The organism is Kitasatospora sp. cg17-2 (assembly GCF_054031055.1).
This window is the reverse complement of sequence record NZ_CM132923.1, coordinates 9,250,195-9,268,877: the sequence shown is the minus strand read 5'-3', so window position 1 is coordinate 9,268,877 and position 18,683 is coordinate 9,250,195. Positions and strand designations below refer to the sequence as shown.

The 18,683-nt window shown below is 76.2% G+C and carries 13 protein-coding genes; 2 read left to right on the top strand and 11 right to left on the bottom strand.

Annotated features, from left to right (window positions below; translation table 11 throughout):
- Positions 1-18: 18 nt before the first annotated feature.
- The 6 genes from ACW14Y_RS38890 to ACW14Y_RS38865 all read right to left on the bottom strand — a co-directional run bounded on the left by ACW14Y_RS38890 (position 19) and on the right by ACW14Y_RS38865 (position 10,838).
- Positions 19-846, bottom strand: coding sequence for a poly-gamma-glutamate hydrolase family protein (locus ACW14Y_RS38890; protein WP_380299658.1), 828 nt, complete (start codon positions 844-846; stop codon positions 19-21).
- 73 nt (positions 847-919) lie between these two features.
- Positions 920-2,728 (bottom strand): ABC transporter ATP-binding protein, encoded by a 1,809-nt coding sequence (locus tag ACW14Y_RS38885; RefSeq protein ID WP_456985165.1) that lies wholly within the window; start codon positions 2,726-2,728, stop codon positions 920-922.
- Between the two features lie 190 nt (positions 2,729-2,918).
- The gene (locus tag ACW14Y_RS38880) at positions 2,919-3,056 is read right to left on the bottom strand and encodes a SapB/AmfS family lanthipeptide (RefSeq protein WP_094745592.1); all 138 of its coding nucleotides are present in this window, start codon (positions 3,054-3,056) and stop codon (positions 2,919-2,921) included.
- Positions 3,057-3,180: 124 nt separating this feature from the next.
- Positions 3,181-5,814, bottom strand: coding sequence for a class III lanthionine synthetase LanKC (gene lanKC, locus ACW14Y_RS38875; RefSeq protein ID WP_456985164.1), 2,634 nt, complete (start codon positions 5,812-5,814; stop codon positions 3,181-3,183).
- An 898-nt stretch (positions 5,815-6,712) separates the two neighbouring features.
- Entirely contained in the window at positions 6,713-8,914 is a 2,202-nt protein-coding gene (locus ACW14Y_RS38870) for an FUSC family protein (protein ID WP_456985163.1), read from the bottom strand.
- A gap of 238 nt (positions 8,915-9,152) precedes the next feature.
- Complete coding sequence (locus tag ACW14Y_RS38865) at positions 9,153-10,838, bottom strand: protein kinase domain-containing protein (protein ID WP_456985162.1); 1,686 nt, start codon at positions 10,836-10,838, stop codon at positions 9,153-9,155.
- A gap of 261 nt (positions 10,839-11,099) precedes the next feature.
- Between ACW14Y_RS38865 and ACW14Y_RS38860 the strand changes: the two genes are divergently transcribed.
- Positions 11,100-12,482 (top strand): histidine-type phosphatase, encoded by a 1,383-nt coding sequence (locus tag ACW14Y_RS38860; RefSeq protein ID WP_456985161.1) that lies wholly within the window; start codon positions 11,100-11,102, stop codon positions 12,480-12,482.
- Positions 12,483-12,536: 54 nt separating this feature from the next.
- On the opposite strand, the gene ACW14Y_RS38855 is transcribed toward ACW14Y_RS38860, so the two are convergent.
- The 3 genes from ACW14Y_RS38855 to ACW14Y_RS38845 all read right to left on the bottom strand — a co-directional run bounded on the left by ACW14Y_RS38855 (position 12,537) and on the right by ACW14Y_RS38845 (position 16,082).
- Complete coding sequence (locus tag ACW14Y_RS38855; protein WP_380299668.1) at positions 12,537-13,073, bottom strand: isochorismatase family protein; 537 nt, start codon at positions 13,071-13,073, stop codon at positions 12,537-12,539.
- Positions 13,074-13,129: 56 nt separating this feature from the next.
- Positions 13,130-14,707, bottom strand: coding sequence for a hypothetical protein (locus ACW14Y_RS38850; RefSeq protein ID WP_456985160.1), 1,578 nt, complete (start codon positions 14,705-14,707; stop codon positions 13,130-13,132).
- Between the two features lie 388 nt (positions 14,708-15,095).
- Positions 15,096-16,082 (bottom strand): DUF5937 family protein, encoded by a 987-nt coding sequence (locus tag ACW14Y_RS38845; RefSeq protein ID WP_456985159.1) that lies wholly within the window; start codon positions 16,080-16,082, stop codon positions 15,096-15,098.
- Between the two features lie 65 nt (positions 16,083-16,147).
- Here ACW14Y_RS38845 and ACW14Y_RS38840 point away from each other — a divergent pair, with 65 nt between their 5' ends.
- The gene (locus tag ACW14Y_RS38840; RefSeq protein ID WP_456985158.1) at positions 16,148-17,032 is read left to right on the top strand and encodes an alpha/beta fold hydrolase; all 885 of its coding nucleotides are present in this window, start codon (positions 16,148-16,150) and stop codon (positions 17,030-17,032) included.
- Between the two features lie 37 nt (positions 17,033-17,069).
- Here the strand turns inward: ACW14Y_RS38840 and ACW14Y_RS38835 are convergent, their stop codons facing one another.
- Both ACW14Y_RS38835 and ACW14Y_RS38830 read right to left on the bottom strand, forming a co-directional pair.
- Positions 17,070-17,945, bottom strand: a complete 876-nt coding sequence (locus ACW14Y_RS38835; RefSeq protein WP_456985157.1) for an aminoglycoside adenylyltransferase domain-containing protein — start codon at positions 17,943-17,945, stop codon at positions 17,070-17,072.
- Positions 17,946-18,169: 224 nt separating this feature from the next.
- Positions 18,170-18,646 carry a hypothetical protein gene (locus tag ACW14Y_RS38830; protein WP_266315070.1) on the bottom strand — a complete coding sequence of 159 codons (477 nt, stop codon included), beginning with the start codon at positions 18,644-18,646 and terminating at the stop codon, positions 18,170-18,172.
- Between the last annotated feature and the right edge of the window lie 37 nt (positions 18,647-18,683).

The window sequence follows — 18,683 nt, the reverse complement described above, 5'->3', positions numbered from 1 at the left end:
TCCGCCCGCGGATCCGGGTCAGAGCACCGGCTGGGTGGCCTCCAGGCGCTGGACGGCGGTCCGGACGGCGTTGGTGAAGGTCCAGAACAGCGGCAGGGTGTTGGCGGCGCGCTCGGTCCTGGTGTTCCGGCCCGGGGCGAACATCGCGGCGCGCAGCTCGGTGGTCGTCTCCAGCTGGGCGCCCATGCCGAGCAGGCTGCGGTTGCAGATGTTCTCCGGGGAGATCCCGGCGATCTCCTCCTCCCCCGAGGCCGTCACCGCGCGGATGCCCGCCGCCGCGAACTGCTCCATCAGGTACTGGCGGAAGGTGGGGTTCAGGCCGCCGACCAGCACGGCCGCGGCGCCGGTCTCCAGGCCGGCCTGGGCGGCGGTGCAGCCGTGCAGCGAGAGCACGTTGAGGCTGCCGGCGCACATCGCGCGGGCGACGGTGTCGTCGCAGTGGGTGGAGGTGACGTGCAGGGCGCTGTTCCCGGAGGAACGCAGGCCCTCGAACATCCAGAAGTCGTGCACCGGTCCGGCCGCCGGGGTGGGCGTGAGGTCGGCCGGGTGGTAGCCGGCGACGGCCAGGCACAGCTCGGAGGTGCCGCCCTCGATGCCGCCGCCGTGCGGGGCGATGACGGTGGTGCGGACGATTCCGGCGCGCGCCGCCGGGTTCTGGTCGTCGACCAGGTGCCGACGGGAACGGCGGCCGAAGTCCACGCCCTCGGTGAGCGCCGGGTCCGCGTAGAGGGCCGTGTTGGAGGCGTAGGCGTCCGCGGCGTGGGCCGGGGCAGCGGCCAGGGTGCCGCCGACGGCGGCGAGGGCGGGGGCGGCGGCGAGCGCGGCTATCAGAGTACGACGGTTCATCACGGATCGTGATCATGACAGACGCCGGATGTTCCGGCAATCGTCCGGACGGTTCGCGGGCGGATTCCCTGCGTCAGTCCGAGGAGACCGACACCTGGCCGCCGGTCTGGGCGGCGACGAGTTCGCGGTAGGGGGCGCAGCGGGCGAGGAGGGTGGGGTGGTCGGCGGCGTCGACGACGGTGCCGCGGCTCATCATGATCACGTGATCGGCGTGCTGGACCGTGGAGAGCCGGTGGGCGACGACCACGACGGCGCTGTGCCGGGCGAGTTGGTCGACGATCTCGCGGAAGCGCAGCTCGTTGAGGCCGTCGAGCTGGCTGGTGGGCTCGTCGAGGAGGACGATGTCGGCGCCGGTGAGGAGGGCGCGGGCCAGCGCCATCCGCTGGCGCTGGCCGCCGGACAGGTCGAACTCGCGGCCCAGGACGGTGTCCAGGCCGTGCGGGAGGCGGTCGACGTCCTGGGCGAGGCCGACGGTGGCCAGCGCCCGGGCGAGTTCGCCGTCTCCGGCGGTGCCGGTGCGGCCGAGTTGGAGGTTGTCCCGGGCGCTGGCCTCCAGGAGGGTGAACTCCTGGTCGACGTAGGCCATCCGGGCCCGCAGGGAGCCCAGCGGCCAGGTGCGGATGTCGTGGCCGAGGATGCTGACCGAGCCGGCGCCGGGCCGGACGAAGCGGCCGACGAGGGAGAGCGCGGTGCTCTTGCCCGCGCCCGAGGGGCCGACGACGGCGGTGAGTCCGGTGCGCGGGATGCTGAAGGAGGCGGAGTCCAGGGCGGGCCGCCCGGTGCCGGCGTGGGAGTAGGAGACGCCGCGGAAGACCACGGCCGGCGCGTCGGGCACCGGGGTGGGGGTGGGGCGGGCCTCGTCGTCGGGGTCCGCCTCCCGGGGCAGGGCGAGCAGTTCGTTGCAGCGGTCCCGGGCGGCGAGTCCGGCCTGGAGCCGGCCGAAGCCGGTGGCGAGGGTGTTCACCGAGGGGACGGTCTGGAGCAGGTAGAGCAGGAAGGCGGCGAACTCGGCGACCGCCAGGTGCCCGGCCGCCATGCGCGCGCCACCGGTGAGGATCACCGCGATCATGGCGAACTGGTTGCCGAGGGTGAGCGCCGCCGGCACCAGGGCGCCCAGCCGGGCCCCGGTCAGCGACACGACGCGCAGCCGCTCGGCGTCCTGCTCCAGCACCCGGTCGGCCACGGCTTCGGCCCGGCAGGCCTTGATGGTGGTGAGGGCCTCCAGGTCGGCGGTGAAGCGCTGGGCGATCCGGCCCACCGCCTCCTGCTGGCCGGTGACATTGGCCCGCATCCGGCGCATGATCAGCAGGACCAGGCCGGTCAGGGCGGCCAGCGCGGTGACGGTGACGGCGGTGAGCACCCAGTCGATCCACACCATCACCGCCAGGGTCGCCAGTACCCCGAAGGCGGCCAGCGGGAGCTGCATCGCCACTTCGACGACCTGGCCGAGCAGTTGGGCGTCGGAGGTGACCCGGGCGGCGAGCTCGCCCGTTCCCCGGGCCCGTACCACCGGCAGCGGCAGCCGCAGGGCGTGGGCCATCACCCTCGTGCGCAGCCGGTAGGTCATGCCTTCGCCGACCTGGGCGAGCTGGAAGCCGGAGAGGGCCTGGGCGGCCGCCCCGCCGACGGCGGCGACCGCCATCAGCAGCAGTCCGGGGGTGAGGGAGCGGTGGGCGGAGAAGTCCCCGACGATCCGGCGGACCAGCAGCGGGAGCGCGAGGGCCGCGACGGTGGCCACCACCGCGAGGAGCAGGGCGGTGGCGAGGCGGACCGGCTGGACGGCGAGTTCACGGCGCAGCCGGACCTGCGACGGCGCGGGGGCGGCGGCGGTGTCGGTGTCGGCGGGCCGGGCGGCGACGGTGTCGGCGAGCTGGGCGGCCACGGGGCACCTCTCTCTGCTGGGCGGATCGGCGGGTGGGGGCAGAGGCGGGAGGGGGCAGAGGCGGGAGGGGGGAAGCGAGAGGGCCGCGGCGTCGGACGCCGCGGCCCGGGGGCCGGGCGGGTGGTCGGTCGACCACCCGCCCGGCCTGGCCGCTCGGACCACAGGGCCACCCGTCGGGCGGCCGGGTGGGTCAGAGACAGATGAGCGTGCTGACCGTGCTGGTGCCGCAGTTCAGGACGCTCAGCGAGCTGGTGCTGGCGAGGGTGTCGTCGATCGGGGCCGCCTCGGTCTCGGGCAGCTCCAGGGTCTGGAGGTCGAGGATCGCCATGATGGTCTCCTTCACTTCGCGGTGGTTCGCCCGGCCGGTCGGCCGGGAGTCTGTGGTGGCGCGCTCGCGCGGCGGCGCGCTCGGGGTGCCGGTGGGCCGACGGGCCCTTCGGCGGGGGGTGCGGTCAGTGGGGCGGGGCCGGCGGTGCGGTGGCCGTCCGCGGTGCGGTGGTGGCCGGTGCCGCGGTGGCGGCCGGGTCGGTGAACGGGAGGAACGGGGTCCCCGCGAACGCCGTGCCCAGGGCCAGCAGCACACCGGCCGATCCGGTCGCGAGGTCCGTCGACAGCCGCAGCAGCTGATCGCCGGGGAAGGCCAGGCGGCCCAGGTAGGGCACCTGGTGGAGCGTCAGCAGCCTCCGGTGCCGGTCGAGCAGCCCGGCGCCGTCCCGGTCCGCCCGGCCCTCGTCGGCGCGCCCGCCGGTCAGGGCCAGGTAGCCGATGAGTCCGGCCCGGCCGTTGAAGAGGCCCGACTGGATCACGAACTCCGGCTCGGCGGCCCGGCGGATCAGCGCCTGCCGTTCGGCCGACGCGGCGGCGGGCCGGTGGCGGAGCAGGGCGTCCAGGGCCAGCCCGATCCCGGCGCTGCCGGTCTCGATGTAGGGCAGGACGCGACGCCGGTCGACCACCTGGAGGGTGCCGTCGCTCACCTCGACACAACGGGCGAGGTCGAGTTCGAGCAGGGCCTCGGCGCGGTCCAGCAGGGTGCGGTCACCGGTGTGCTCGTACAGCCGGACCAGCGCGAGCGCGGCCCCCGAGGAGCCGGCCAGCAGTCCGGCCGCGCCGCCGCCGTGCTTCTCCCAGGTGGTCGCGGCGGCTCCGGCCGCGTTCAGGGCCTGCTCCAGCAGCCGTTCGTCTCCGGTGGAGCGGGCGAAGTGCAGCAGGGCGAGCGCGGTCCCGGGCCCGCCGGAGGCCAGCGTCGGCGCCGGCGCCGAATCGCCGTCGGCGGCGTGCCCGTCCAGCCGGTGCAGCAGTTCCAGCGCCCGTTCGCGCTCCCCCAGCAGGTCCAGGACGTACGCGACGCCGTGGCCGCCGTGGTAGAGGCCGGGCGACGTCCGGCGGCCGAGGGCGGCCTCGGCCAGCCACCGCACGTGCGCGGGGTCCACCTCGGCCCCGGTGCTGTGCAGGGCGTAGAGCACCCCGGCCGCGCCGTGCGCCAAGCCCAGCCCGCCCTGGGTGAACTGGGCGACGTCGCCCGGGAACAGGCGGTCGGAGCGTTCGGGGGTGGCGGCCGCGGCGATCCCGGCGGCGAGCGAGTCCCGGATCGCCGGCCAGTCGGCGACCGGCGCCTCCAGCAGCGCGTCGGCCTCGGCGCGGCCCTCCGCGAGTTCCGGGCGGGGCGTACGCCCGTCACCGGGGGTACGGCCGAGCAGGCGGCGGACGTCGTCGGTGTAACCGGGCGGCACCGGGAAGCGGCGTTCGACGGCGTCCGCGAGCTGTCCGGCCTTGTCCGCGTCGAGGGCGGTGAGCTGAACCAGCGGGTAGAAGAGCCAGAGCCGCAGCGCCGCCAGCGCGTAGCGGTCCACGCCGGTCCCGGTGTGGCCGGGCGGGGCGGTGAAGCCGGCGGCGCCCAGCGCGGGGCGCAGGAAGTCGTCGACGGTGCTGGCGAGTTCGAAGTCGATCAGGCTCAGCTCGCCGTCCGGCCGGATGATCAGGTTGCGAGGGTGGAGGTCCCCGAAGACGACGCCCCGCTCGTGGATCCCGGCCACCGCCCGTTCCACCTGGTCGACGACGGCCAGGGCGTCACGGGTGTACCGGGCGACGGCCTCCTCGTCGGCATCGGGGTGGATCAGCGGGTAGCGGGCCGTCAGCCACTCGCTGAGGGACTGCCCGGCGACGTACTCCTGGACCAGGAACTCGTGCTCCCAGGCCGTCAGCAGCCCGTGCTCCCGGGGGACTCCGGGGACCCCGGCCAGCCGCACCAGGACGGCGTGCTCGTTGCGCAGCCTGGTCACCGCGTCGACGCCGCGCTGGTCCAGCCCGGCGAACGGACGGGCCTCCTTGAGCACCAGCTGCGTCCCGTCCTTCCCGTCGCGGGCCAGGTAGACACCACCGGCGTTGGAGAAGTGCAGGACCCGCTCGACGGTGTACGGGAGTCCGGTGTCCTGCGGTGCCGCGCGTTCCGCGACCGCCTCGGCGATGCACTCCGGCACCGGTGCCCAGGGCGGCACCGAGAACGCGGCCCCGCGCACGTCCGGCACCAGCCGGCCGTCCGGTCCGGCCAGGGCGAGGACGAGCTCCCCGGCGTCGTTGCGGCAGTAGCGTTCGGCGAAGCCTCCGTACCTCAGGTACAGGGGCCCGTCCTTCCAGCGCAGGTCGCTCAGGATGTACGCGCCCCGGTGGCCGGCCAGCAGCGGGCCGAGTCCGTCGAGACAGCGCTGCAGCTCGGCGTCGTCGACCGGGTACAGGGTGCAGAACTTCCCGCTGGAGCCGCGGGGCGCGTACTTGGAGTTCTGCACCTGGAGGATGGGCAGTCCGCGCAGGAACTTGAAGGTGACGCGTTCCCGCAGGCAGAAGGCGTGGACGGTCTCCAGCGCCTCCTCCGCGGTCCCGAGGCAGGCGGAGACGTGGATCTTCCAGCCCTGGTCCGGGATCCGCACGCCCGCCGGACGCACCACGGCCCACATCTCCAGGTCCCCGCGCTCCCAGCCCTCGGGCAGCGGCCGGGTGACGGCGGCGAACTCCTCCTGCGCTCCCCAGCGCCGGGGCGAGTCGTAGAAGAGCGGGTCGGCGTAGGCGTAGGCCTCGTAGCGGTTGTCCAACGGAACCCTCCTCGTGGCGGGGCCGGAGCGGGACGGAGCGGGGCGGGGCACGACGTGCCGCCGGAACGGCGGGAGCGCTGGTGAGCGAACGCGGTGGGACCCGGCCGTCCGACGGCAGCGGTGTGCGGCGCGGCCGGACGGGACCGTGGTGCGGCGTGGCGCCCCGGTGGCGTAGGGGCGGGGGGAGTGCGGAGGCCGGGCCGGCCCGGAGGAATCGCGATCCGGTCGTTCGGTTTCGTGCTGGTGGGATGCGACCCCGACCGCCGGAATCCGGTATGGCGATGCGGCCCTCCGAATAGTGGAGCCGCTTCGAATTCTCCGCAACGGCGCACGTTCGGACCGGACATCGGGTGCGGTGCACCCGGCTCGCGCTCGGTCGCATTTCCGGCGGCGGGCGCGCCGCCGCGCGCCACCCGACGCCTTCGGTCACCGTTCCCGGGCGCGCGACCGCCGTGCTGGGTGTGCGAACGCTCCCCCTGCGACGGCTGTGCCCGGCCGGAGGGAGGCTCGTCGACCGGGCTCCGGCCTGCGGCGCTGCGGACACGATCGGATCGGCGGCCGCCCGGGCGCCGGCCCCGGACCCGGCCCGGCGGCTCCCGGCGCACTCCCGGCGGAGAGCCCGTGCCCGACGGTGTCCCAGCGGGCGGGAGAGTCGGTCATTTCATCGGACAGAACCGAACGCGGGCGAGTAGATCATATTTCTGTTCTATTTCGAGAGTATTTCGACGGCCTCTGAACTTTGTTCTTCCTTGACCATCGGACCGGCTGATCGGAATGACTCGTTCGCACAGGTCCGACCCCGGGCACATCTTCCGCCCGTCGGGCCCCGGCCAACCCTTCCGAAACGAACCGGCCGAAGGCACTCGGGCCGGATGCGCAGAACCGCGCCCGGCCGGACTCAGCCGGGCTCGTGGATCTGTTGGAGGTCGTCGAGCAGCCCCGCGAGCCACACCGCCACGTCCACCGCGTGCAGCGGCACCCGTCCGTCGGTGCCCGGCGCGGGCGGCGGACCGTCGAGTTCGGCCACCAGGGCGGCGCGGGCCCGGGCGACGGCCGGGTGCGCGGCGCCCGCCGGCTCACGGGCGCGCAGGGCCGCCGCCTGACGGCGGAACGCCGCCGCGACCTGGTCCGCGTGGCCCAGCAGCGCCCGCGCCCCGCCCCGGTGGGGCGCGGCCGTCCCGGGCGGGATCCGGGCCAGCAGCGGTTCGGCGCCCCGGACGGCGTGCTGGCCGGCCAGGACGGCCGCCTGCCAGTTGGGCCCGTCCCCGGCCGGGTCGTGCCGTTCGCAGCGGTACTGGGCGTACATCGCCTCGGTCAGCAGGGTGGAGTTGCGGGCCCGGCGCAGCGCACCGCCCGGGTGGCCGGTGCCGGTCAGCACCGCGACCGTCTCGCGCACCGCGTCCGCGCTGTCCTCCAGCAGCCCGGCGGTTCGGCGGCGCAGGTCCTGGGCACCGCCGCGCGGCCAGGCGCAGAGTCCGGCGAGGAGCCCGATCGCCGCCCCGGCGGCGACGTTGACCACCCGGGCCTCCGCCAGCCGCCAGCTCGCGGGCGCCAGCTGGGTGAAGACGAGGGCGACCACCAGGGTGAACAGTCCCTGGCCCCAGGCCGGCCCGAGCGCAGGTCCGGCGGTGAAGGCGATCAGCATCACCGGCGGCAGCGCGAGGGCGTAGACCAGCGGGTGCTCCCCCACCGCCAGCAGCACCGCGGCGGTCGCGGCGGCACCGAGGGCCGTCCCGACCAGCGCGGGGCGCAGGGTCGTCCGGGTGTCGGCGGCGCTGGTGCGCATCAGGGTGAGCGTGGCGAGCAGCACCCAGAAGCCGTGCGACAGGTCGAGGCCGCCGGCCAGCAGCCGGGCCGCGCCGAGGGCTCCCGCGGTGCGCAGGGCGTTGCGGAAGGCGACCGAGCGCGGGGTGAGGTTGGCACGGAACCGGCGCCACCACAGCAGCGGGGCGGGGTCGTAGGCGTACCAGAACGGGCCGGGCCGCTGGTCGGCGGGCGTCTCGTCGGGCGGCAGCGCCGCGTGCCGGCCGACCCGCACCGCCCGGACGACGAAGCGGGCGCCCTCGGCGGAGTCCAGGGCGGCGGTGCCGAGCGCCGGGCGGACGCGCCCGGCGGGATCCGTGGGATCCGTGGGATCCGTGCGATCCGTGCGATCGGGCCCGGGCAGGGCGGCGCGGGCGGTGTCGAAGTCGGCGAGCTCGCGGTCGAGGACGCCCGTGTCCGGGGCCGGGCCCGCCCGGGGCAGCCCGGCGGCGGCCGCGCGCAGGGCCTGCGCGGTGACGGCGGTCAGCCGGGCCGCGCCCGGGTAGGGCCGGGCCAGGCGGAGGATCCGCAGCACCTGCGGGCCGGTGTAGCGGAGGGCGGCCGCGCAGTGGGTGAGGGCGCGGTCCACGGCTCCGGCCCCGGCGGGGCGCTCCATCACGGGGACCCGGCTGAACCGCAGCTCGTCCATGCGGGCGCGGGCCCGGTCGGCGGCCGAGGTGACGGCGCCGGGGGCCGTCGCCCGGCCCGCGCAGGCGTCGGCGGCGAGGTCCGCGAGCTCGGCCAGGGCGAGGGCGGCACGCGACAGCCGGCCCCGGTAGTCCGGCGGCGCCGGCTCCGGCCACAGCAGCAGTTCGGCGGCGGCGAGCAGCAGCAGCCCGGCCGTCACGCCGAGCAGCCGCTGCGGCAGGGTGTCGGGGCTGTAGGGCGGGAAGCACGGAAGGATGTAGAGGAGTTGGAGGCCGTTGGCCAGTCCCACCATCCGGGGGCCGCCGACGGAGCCGTAGGACACCGCGAAGCCGACGCCCACCATGCCCAGGGCGGCAGCCCAGGAGTGCACGGCCAGGACGGTGCCGAGGCAGACCAGCGCCCAGGCAGCCGGGAGCGTCCACAGGATCGTCCGGGCCCGGGTCCGCGCGGAGCCCTCGACCCGGGCCAGCACCCCGAGCGCGACGGCCGCGAACAGCGCGTAGGTGGCCGAGGCCGGGCGGTCCAGGCCGTAGCGGAAGGTGTAGAACCCGGCGCAGGCCGCGGCGGTGACCCGGACGGCGCGGTGCACCACCGCCGGGGCGGGGCGTGCCCGCCGCAGCCGCTCCGCGCGCTCCGGCGATCGGCGCATCGCACCTCGCTCCCGTGTCCGCGTGGGGTGTGCCACCCCGGCGCGGGAGGCCGCCGCCGGGACGGGGTCGGACCCCTTCACCGTAGGACGCCGCCCGGCCCCGGCGCTTCCCGGGCGTCGGCGCTCCTCCCGGCTCCGCTGCTCGACCCGGCTCCGGCGTTCGACCGGCCCCGGCGTTCGACCGGCCCCGGTACTCGCCCGGTCCCGGTACTCGCCCGGCGTCAGCGCTCGCCCGGCGTCAGCGCTCGCGCAGGCAGAGGACCACGGCACCGAAGTCCTGGGCGAGCTTCCCGGTGCCGGTGGCCCAGTCGGGGACGGCCTGCTCGCAGGTCGTCGTCACGGGCGCCTCCAGCCGGGCCAGCACGGTGAAGTACTGGTCGCCCTTCTCGTCCCGCACGGGAGCGCGGACCGACAGCAGGCCGCAGGGCGCGGTGAGCCACTTCGGATGTTCGGTGTCGAGCTCCCCGCCCCGCTTCAGGATCTCCTTGCCGACGCAGTCGCCGGGCCCGGCCGCGGCGGCCTCGTCCTCGAACAGCGGGCTGAACACGGCGACCGCGCCCGCGATCAGCCCCAGCACGAGCAGCACCCCCAGCGCGGCCGAGGTGCGACGCAGCGCGGCCAGCGCGATGCGGACCGCCCGCGGCCTCGGGAGGGTGGCCGCCGGGGAGCCGATGCCGGCGATCACCGCGCCGGTACGGACGGTCTCCCCGGCCCGGCGGTGGACGGCGTAGAGCAGGCCGCCGTGCGGGGCGGTGACCACGAGGTCGCCCCGGCCCGAGGCGACCTCCAGCAGCGGCTCGTCCTTCTCCACGGCGTCGCCGACCTGCTTGAGCCAGCGGACGACGGTGGTGCGTCTCATCCCGCCGGTCTCGCCGGGTATCCAGGGCAGGACGACCGTCGCGTAGCCGGCCTTCAGCTCGCCCACCCGGGCCGCGACCGGAGGCAGGGCCGGCGCCGCGACCGGGGGCAGGACCGGCGGGAGGACGGGCGGTTCCTCCGCGGGCGGCGGCTCGACCAGCGTCGGCAGGACGGGAATCACGGCGGTGGTCAGCTCGGAGGTCCGGCGGACCTGGTCGGCGATCATCGCGGTCACGTCCGGCGGCAGCCAGACGCTGGCCGAGTGGGCCTGACCGGCGCAGCGCGTCAGCACCTCGGCGACGCCGGGCCGCTGCTTCGGGTCCTTGGCCAGGCAGGACCGGACCAGCGGCGCGAGGACCGGCGGCAGGCCGTCGAGGTCGGGTTCCTCGTGGACGACGTGGTACACGACGGCCTCGGTCGGCCCCTCGCCGAACGGCGGGCGGCCGGTGGCCGCGTGGGCGAGCACCGCGCCCAGGCTGAACACGTCGCTCGCCGGGGTGGCCGGGTTCCGGAGGATCTGCTCGGGGGACATGAACCCCGGGGTGCCGATCACGGTGGTGCCGGTGAGGCCGGAGGTGGCGTCCAGGGCGCGGGCGATCCCGAAGTCGATCACGCGCGGGCCGTCCTCGGCGAGGACGACGTTGCCGGGCTTGAGGTCCCGGTGCACCAGGGAGCAGGCGTGGATCGCGGCCAGCCCCTCCGCCAGTCCGGCGCCGAGCACGGCGACCGTCGCGACGGGCAGCGGGCCGTGCCGGGCCACCACCTCCCCCAGCGAGGGGCCCGGGATGTAGGAGGTGACCATCCACGGCGGGTCGGCTGCGGCGTCGGCGTCCACCACCTGGGCGGTGTAGAACCCGCCGACGCGCCGGGCGGCCTCGATCTCCTGGGCGAACCGCCGCCGGAACCGCGCGTCCTCGGCCAGTTCGGGGCGGACCAGCTTCACCGCGACGGTCAGCCCTCCCGGCGAGCGGCCGAGGAAGACCCGCCCCATTCCGCCGCCGCCCAGGCGGGCGAGCAGGCGGTACGGTCCGACCTCGCGCGGGTCGGTGGCGGACAGCGGCTTCATCGGCGGTCCCCTCGGGTGCTGCGGACTGGTTCGGGAGCGACATGATCCCATCAACGCGACGCCCGCGAGGGCGAATCCGAGGATCGGCGGCACCCTCCGGCGGCGCCGTCGCCGCACCGCGGGCGCCGACCGGACCGTCCGGCGTTCAGGCCTCCTTCACCGGAACCCTGACGGGGCGTCGACCGGCCTTCCCCCGCGCGTGGCACCGTGCGGCAGTCCGAGGCTGCCGGCCGGCAGTCCGCATCCACCCGAAGGGTCGCCGTGAAGCGCACCGCCCCCCTGTCCGTCGCCGTGGCCGTCTCCATGACCGCCTCCCTGGCCGCCGGAGTGCTGTTCACCGCGGGCACCGCCGCCGCGCACGACCGGTCCGGCGCCTCGCGCGTCGACCGCGACCTCTACGGCACCAAGGCCCCGTACGAGCCGCAGGGCCGGCCCGGGCACTACCAGAAGGCGCCGAAGGGCTTCGCCCCGGTCTTCACCGAGAACGTGGCCCGGCACGGCTCGCGCGCCATGTCCGACGGCGAGGACGGCGAAGCGGTGCTCGCCCTGCTCGGCCGGGCCCAGGAGCAGGGCGCCCTCACCGACCTCGGCGCCCGGCTGGCCCCGCAGGTGCGGACGCTGCTGACGGCGGTCTCCACGCTCGGCTTCGGCAACCTCTCCGCCCGCGGCGCCGACGAGCAGCGGCAGACGGCGCTGCGGATGGAGCAGCGGCTGCCGTCGCTGTTCCGGTCGATCGCGGCCGACGGGCGGCCCGTCGTGGTGGAGACCTCGGGCGTGGCCCGCACGGTGGCGAGCGCCGGTGCCTTCACCGCGGGCCTGACGGCCGGGGTCCCGGCGCTGGCGGGCTCGATCAAGGCCCCCGTCACCGACAAGAACCTGCTGTACTTCCACAAGCAGCCGCAGAACGCGGACTACCAGGCGTACCTGGCGAGCGACCCGGACCTCGCCGCCGTCCTCTCCGGTGTCGAGCACGAGCCGCGCACCGCCCGGGCGGCCCGGCACGCGGTCGGGCGACTGTTCCGCGCGGGCTTCGCCGAGGCGCTGTCCACCGAGGAGCAGGTCGCCTTCGCCCGTTCCCTGCACGCGCTCTACAGCGCGGCGCCGGACCTGAGCGTGGAGGCGCCGGGCGTCGACCTGACGCCGTTCCTGGCCCAGGACGACGCCCGGTGGCTGGCCTACCTGGACGACGCCGAGGAGTTCTACCAGTCGGGCCCGGCCTTCGCCGGACGCACCATCACCTACCGGATGGCCGGCGTCCTCCTGGACGACCTGCTGGCGCAGGCCGGGGCCAGGGCGGCCGGCACCAGCGGCAACGGCGCGGTGCTGCGGTTCACCCACGCCGAGGAGATCGAACCGCTGGCCGTGCTGCTGGGCCTCCCCGGGAGCACCGAGCAGGCCGACCCGGACGAGCCGTACACCTACCGGAACAACCCGTGGCGCGGCGCCGAGGTCGCGCCGATGGGCGCGAACATCCAGTGGGACCTGTTCGCCGACACCCCCGCCGACGGCCGCCCGGCCACCTACCTGGTGCGCATGCTCTACAACGAGAAGGAGACGGCGTTCAAGTCCTCCTGCCGCCCGGTCGCCAAGGGGAGCTGGTTCTACCCGCTCGACGAGCTCAAGCACTGCCTCGCGCACTCCTGATCCACCGGGCCCGGGCCGGGCACCCGTGGAGCACGGGTGCCCGGCCCGGGCCGGTCAGGCGAAGTCCACCTCGGCCGCCGGGAGCACCCGGACGGTGCGGCCCGCGTAGATGATCGTCGCGAAGAGCGCGTTGTGGTGGACGATCACCTGGGCCGCGGCGGGCAGCGGGCTGTCGGCGGGGCGGGTCGGGGTGGTGTGGCCGTCGGCGACGAGCAGCAGGTCGTAGCCGTGCGAGAGCGCGCTGCGGCAGGTGGAGTCGACGCAGTACTCGGTGGCGAGGCCGGTGACGACCACCTGGCGGACGCCCTGCCGGCGCAGGACCGCGTCGAGCTCGGTGCCGAGGAAGGAGTCGGCGCTGTCCTTCGCCAGCACGGTGTCGCCCGGCTGCGGGGCCACCGTCGGGTGGATCTCCAGCGCCTCGGCCGGAACGTCGGGATGGTCGACCCGCTGCCGCAGATAGACCACCGGGACCCCGGCCGCCCGGGCCCGCCCGGCCAGTTCGGCGACCCGGTCGAGGCAGGCCTCGGTGTCATGGGCTCCCAGGAGCAGGGCGATCTGCAGGTCGACGACGAGCAACGCGGTGTCCGGCACGGTAGACACCTTAGGGCCTGTCCCGCGGATCCCGGCCGACCCCGGCCGACCCCGGCTCAGGAGGTCTCCAGGCCCAGGCCCGTGACGCGGAGGAACCCGTGGGCCGCCAGCTGGGGCGAGAGGCCGATGCCCGGACGGCGGGCGGTGACGGAGCCGGGGCCGAGGCCGAAGCCGGAGTCGCCGCTGATGCCGCGGGCGGTCAGCTCGGCGGCGATCAGCGCGGCGGCCTCCCCGGCGGTCTCCTCGGTGGGCGTGCGCCACTCGGCCTTGAAGCGCCGCCCCGACGGCTCCCAGCCGTCGGCCGTCATCGCCGCCGTCACCCCGGCCTGGTCACCGGGGCGCGGGCCGACCCGCAGCAGGACGCCCTTGACCGTGCTGTACGTGACGGAGAGCCCGCCACTGATCTGCGGGGCGGCTATCGTGAACATGGCCTTCTCGCCCGGGCGCTGCACCGGAAGCTGCTCGATCCAGGCGGCGAACAGGCACTCGAGACCCTCCCGCAGCTGCGGCACCGACAGGGCGAGCCGCCCGCCCGGCAGATGGTCGGCGGTGCCGCCGGGGGCCTGGTGCGGCAGGTGGAGCTGCCAGCTGTACGGCAGCATCGCGAAGTCGCCGGACTCGTCGGCACCACCCGGACCGCCCCACTCGAAGGTGGAGCGCTCGCCCTCCTCGAAGGCCGCGGCCGCCTCGGTCTCCAGCCGGATCCGGCGCCCCTCGCAGCGCAGTCGCAGCAGCCGGCCGTCCTCCCCGGCCTCGCGCCAGCGGACGTCCGGTCCGTCCGGTCCGCCACCGAAGAGGGTCGGCTCGCCGAGGACGGCGCGGACCGCGCCGAAGATCTCGCCGAACACCTCCCGCCGGTGCTCCATGGTCGTCGGCCCCAGGTCGAAGCGGTGCAGGTCCAGCACGTCGAAGGTGCCTGCGGGGGCGTCGCGCAGGACGGACGCACGCTGGGCGAAGGAGGGCGCGAAGTCCGGGTCGGAGAGCCGGACGTCGACCCAGCTCTCACCGAACTCGGCCTTCGCCCCGGGGAGTTCCTCGACGGCCCGGCGGACGTCCTCGACCGCGAGGTGCCCGCCGGGGGCGTCGTGCAGCAGCGGGACGAACGCGGCCACCGCGACCGGGAGTTCGGGGCTGACGTGCCGGACCTCCCGGACGTGCGGCTGGATCGCGATCCACGCCCGGCGGTCGTTGGCCTGGAGCAGCATGGTCCGGCCGGCGGACCGCCAGCGCAGCCCGAACCCGTCGGCGGCGGTCGGGACGGCCGTCGGCTCGCCGACCTCGCGCAGTGCCCCGGAGAGCGCGCTCAGCGCGCCGCGCCGCTCCTCCTCGGGGGTCGGCAGCCGGAACTGCAGCAGCGGGACCCAGGCCCGTCGGTAGCTGTCGGCCTTCGGCACGGTGGTGCCGAGGAACAGCTCGGCCCCGGCCGGCCAGCGGAGTTCGGCCTGCAGGCCGACGACCAGGAGGTCGGTGAACGCGCGGCGGATCTTCCAGTCCGGCCTGGCCGCGACCAGTCGCTCGACGTCCGCGAGCGTCCAGCAGTCGTCGAGGTCGTGCAGGGTGCGGACCAGTCCGACCGTGGTGGGCAGGTCGGCGGTCCAGGTCACGGCGGGGCTGTCGGTGTTCGCGTCGTTCATGCGGACGATCTTCTCAGCGACCACCGACAACCGGCCCCGGCGGCCTCCGGGCCCCGAGCCCGAGCCCGGCCCCGACCTCGGCCCGAACATTCCGTCCGGTACCCGCACCGGGCCGCCGGATCCCCAGATCATCCCGCCACTCCCCCGCGGTCGGGCCGGCCGGGCGGGCCCGGGCGGCCCGGAGGCCCCGGCGGACCGGGCCGGGAGCCGCGGCGCCGACCGACGGGGGGCGCCTCCCCGCTCCGCCGTCCGCCCCTGCTGCCGTACTGAGGTCTGGTCACGCCGCCGATCCTGCCGTGCCCGGCCGCCGCCCGCCTGAGTATTCGTACTCAATCCGTCCGGGCCGGAACACCGCCCACGGAGCTTGCGCGAACTGTGTGACGGTACGTCAGCCCGCCTCCCCCGCAGTACTGGTGAGCGCCGTCCCGCTGACGGTGCGCAGATGGAGCGCGGTGCGACCGGTGCGGCGGGTGCTCACCAGACCGGCGCCGCGCAGGGCGCCCAGGTGCTGGGAGACGGCGCTCGGGCTGACCCCGAGCCGGTCGGCGAGCTCGGGGGTGCTCAGCGGTTCGGCGAGCGCGTCCAGCAGGGCGGCCCGAGTACGACCGAGGACGGCGGACAGTCCCTCCGCGGACGGTCGGGGCCGCTCCCAGAGCAGTCCGACCCCGGCCGCCGGGTAGCGGATCGAGGCGGCCGCGAGCGGCGCGTGGTCGACGAGCACGTCCGGCCAGGCGAACACGGACGGGATCAGCACCAGGCCGTGCCCGCCGCCCTCGACCGTCCACGGCGCGGCCGTCCTGCGGCGGCCGGCCACCAGCAACTCGCCCTCCCGCCAGACCACATCGGCGTGCAGTTCGGCGAACAGGCCCTCCACCCCGGCGTCCACCAGTGCCACCGCCCGCCGCCCCAGGTCCGCCTCCAGCACCGCGCGCATCCGCCCCCAGTGCGGGGCCACCAGCCGGGCGTGGCAGCGGTCCAGCGCGTCGGCGGCCCGGACCAGCAGCTCGGCCGGCTCCGGCAGCTCGCGGGCCGCCCGGGCCCGGCCCAGCGCGGCGGCGCACTCGGCGGCGACATAGCCCGGGTCGACCGCGCGCAGGCCGGCGAGTTCGGTGGCGAAGTCGGGCACCCGCCGGTCCGGCAGCGGGAACAGGAAGGCGGGCAGACAGCCCTCCAGCAGGGTCCGCAGCAACGGCAGTTCGGGCTCGGCCGCGAGCACCGGGCGGGCCTCCCGCACCCACGGCAGGTGGACCTGGTGGCCGCCGGCGCCGAGCGCCACCCGCACCCCGAGCACCGTCTCGGCCAGCGGCGACACCGCGAGCCGGACCCGGGCCACCTCCGCCGCCGACAGCCGGATCTCCACCGCCACAACCGCCACCCCCGATCATTCAGCCGTGGCTGAACAGTAGCCGGGGCCGCCGCCGGCCCCGCAGGCTGTCCGGCATGGAGACCTTCACCTCGTACGACGGCACCGAGCTCGCCTTCCGCACCGTGGGCGACGGCCCGCCGCTGCTGGTCCTGCCCGGCGGGCCCGGCCGCGCCGCCGCCTACCTCGGCGAGCTCGGCGACCTCGCCGCGACCCGCACCCTGGTCCTGCCCGACACCCGGGGCACCGGCGCCTCCGCGACCCCCGCCGACCCCGGCACCTTCCGCGTCGACCGCCTGGTCGACGACGTCGAGGCGCTGCGCCGCCACCTCGGCCTGGAGCGCGTCGACCTGCTGGGCCACTCCGCCGGGGGCGGCCTCGCCCTCCTGTACGCCGCCGCGCACCCCGACCGGCTGACCGGCCTGGTCCTGGTCACCCCGTCCTTGACCGCCCTCGGCGCGGCCTCCGACCTCGGCGCGGAGCAGGTGATCGCCGCCCGCTCCGCCGAACCCTGGCACGCGGAGGCCGTGGCCGCCTACCGGCGGGTCAAGGCCGCCCGGACCTTCGCCGAGGCCGCACCGCACCGGATGGCCTTCGAACCCCTGATGTACGGCCGCTGGGACGACGCCGCCCGGGCCCACGCCGCCGCCGACCCGGCCCAGCGGTCGCTGGCCGTCAGCGAGCACTACTACGCCGGCTACACGCCCGACACCGAGCGGCTGCGGCGGCGGCTGGGCGCCCTGCCCTGCCCCGTCCTGCTGCTGGCCGGCGAACTCGACCCGTGGCCCACCCCGGCCGCCGTCGCCGTCGCGGCCCCGCTGTTCCCGGACGTGACGCTCGCCGTCCAGCCCGGGGGCGGCCACTACCCGTGGCTGGACGACCCGGACGCCTTCGCCGCGACGGTGGAGGGTTTCCTGCGCCGCACGGCCGACGCCGGGGCACCGGCGCAGGGCCCCCGTTGACGGCGGGACACGGCGGGGAGGCCGGTGCGAGGAGGCCTCAGCGCGGCCCGCTCCCCGGGCCCGGCCGGTCGGTCTCCGGGCCCAGCCGGTCGATCTCCGCGAGCACCCGGTCCACGTGCGGGCGCACCCGCGACCGCAGTTCCCCGCTCCAGCTCTCCTCGGAGTAGCGGCAGTCGAGGTAGAGCCGCCTGGCGTGGGCCAGCACGGGCCGGTGCTCGGGCGGGAGCCGGGCGAGGGCCCAGTCCGCGGCGGTGTCCTTCGAGTCGATCCGGCCGGTGGCGAGGGTGCTCCAGATCCGGGCGAGGGTGAGCAGGACGTTCCGGGTGTCGTCCTCCAGGTCGTCGAGCAGGCCGGGGAGGCCCGCCGCGCTCGCCCGGACCAGGTCGGCGTGCGGAACGGGGTCGAGCACCCGGGCCGGGGGCGGCCCGGCGAGGGGCCGGTCGCCGGCCAGCACCATGGTGATCAGCAGCGCCAGGTCGGGCATCGGCTCGGGCCGGGGGACGCTTCCGGCCTCGTAGTCGGCGCGCAGCCACTCGCCGTACAGGAAGTCGCAGACCGGCGGGTAGCACCAGGGCCGGACCTCGGACCGCACCACCACGGCGAGTTCGACCGGCCGCGCGCCGTCGCCGCCACCGTCCGGGGTGCCGTCCCCGACTGCGTCGCCGCCACCGTCCGGGGTGCCGTCCCCGTCCGGGGTGCCGTCCCCGGCTCCGGTGCCGGAGATCCCGAGCAGGCCCCCGAGCAGGGCCGACCGCTCCCGCTCCGCCAGCGACCGCCGGACGACCAGCAGGACGTCCAGGTCACTGGCCGGGCGGAGGCCGCCGAGCACGGCGGACCCGTGGAGGTAGACCCCGACGACGTCCCGGCCCAGTACGCCGTCGGCGAGTGCCACGATCTCCCGCAACTGGTTCACCGCGCCAGTCTCCCCCGCTCCCCGGTCCGGCAACCCGACCAGCCGTCAGGACGGACCCGCCGGACCCGCCGGGCCGCCCGCACCCGTCGTCCGCACCGCGTCCGCGCCCGGCCGACCCCCGTCACGGCCGGGAACGGACGGCCCCGGAACCGGTGGGGGTGCGGCCCCGGGGCCTGCGGGGGTGCGGCCCCGGCCGAGGGCCGCCGGGGCCGCACCCGCCGGGGTCAGCAGCTGGAGTTGACCGGCCCGGCCCAGTCCGCGCCGCCGTACCAGTGCTCGCTGCCGTAGGCCCAGTTGCACCCGTTGACCGAGGCCATCGCGATCCAGGCGTCCGGGTCGACGGCGTGGATGTCGACCCAGCCCACCGTCACGTCCTTGGTGTTGACGCCGTACGAGCCCCACTGGTTGCTGTAGCCGTACGGCGACCTGAGGCCGACGTACAGGTACGCCCCGGGGTTCGCCGCCTGGAAGGCCCCCGCCCACTGCCAGTGCGCCAGGACGTGACCACAGTTGTCGTACTGCTGCTCGACCTGCCCGGCGTACTGGCCGTGCCAGTAGACGTTGCCGGGCTGCCCGATGTTGATGATGTTGCAGGCGGTGGTGCGGGCGCTCGCCGGTGCGGCCGTGGCCACACCGCCGGCCGCGATCCCCACCGCGAGCAGAACCGCGGCCGTCTTCGACCTGACGCCGGACTTCCTCATGGGTTTCCCTCCCCGGTCCCCGGCGCGGCGCGCCAGG

Excerpts from the sequence above, each read along its gene's own strand:
- ACW14Y_RS38890 (WP_380299658.1), bottom strand. The coding sequence starts at position 846 with ATGAACCGTCGTACTCTGATAGCCGCGCTCGCCGCCGCCCCCGCCCTC.
- ACW14Y_RS38880 (WP_094745592.1), bottom strand. The coding sequence starts at position 3,056 with ATGGCGATCCTCGACCTCCAGACCCTGGAGCTGCCCGAGACCGAGGCG.
- ACW14Y_RS38870 (WP_456985163.1), bottom strand. The coding sequence starts at position 8,914 with ATGCGCCGATCGCCGGAGCGCGCGGAGCGGCTGCGGCGGGCACGCCCC.
- ACW14Y_RS38865 (WP_456985162.1), bottom strand. The coding sequence starts at position 10,838 with ATGAAGCCGCTGTCCGCCACCGACCCGCGCGAGGTCGGACCGTACCGC.
- ACW14Y_RS38850 (WP_456985160.1), bottom strand. The coding sequence starts at position 14,707 with ATGAACGACGCGAACACCGACAGCCCCGCCGTGACCTGGACCGCCGAC.
- ACW14Y_RS38840 (WP_456985158.1), top strand. The coding sequence starts at position 16,148 with ATGGAGACCTTCACCTCGTACGACGGCACCGAGCTCGCCTTCCGCACC.
- ACW14Y_RS38830 (WP_266315070.1), bottom strand. The coding sequence starts at position 18,646 with ATGAGGAAGTCCGGCGTCAGGTCGAAGACGGCCGCGGTTCTGCTCGCG.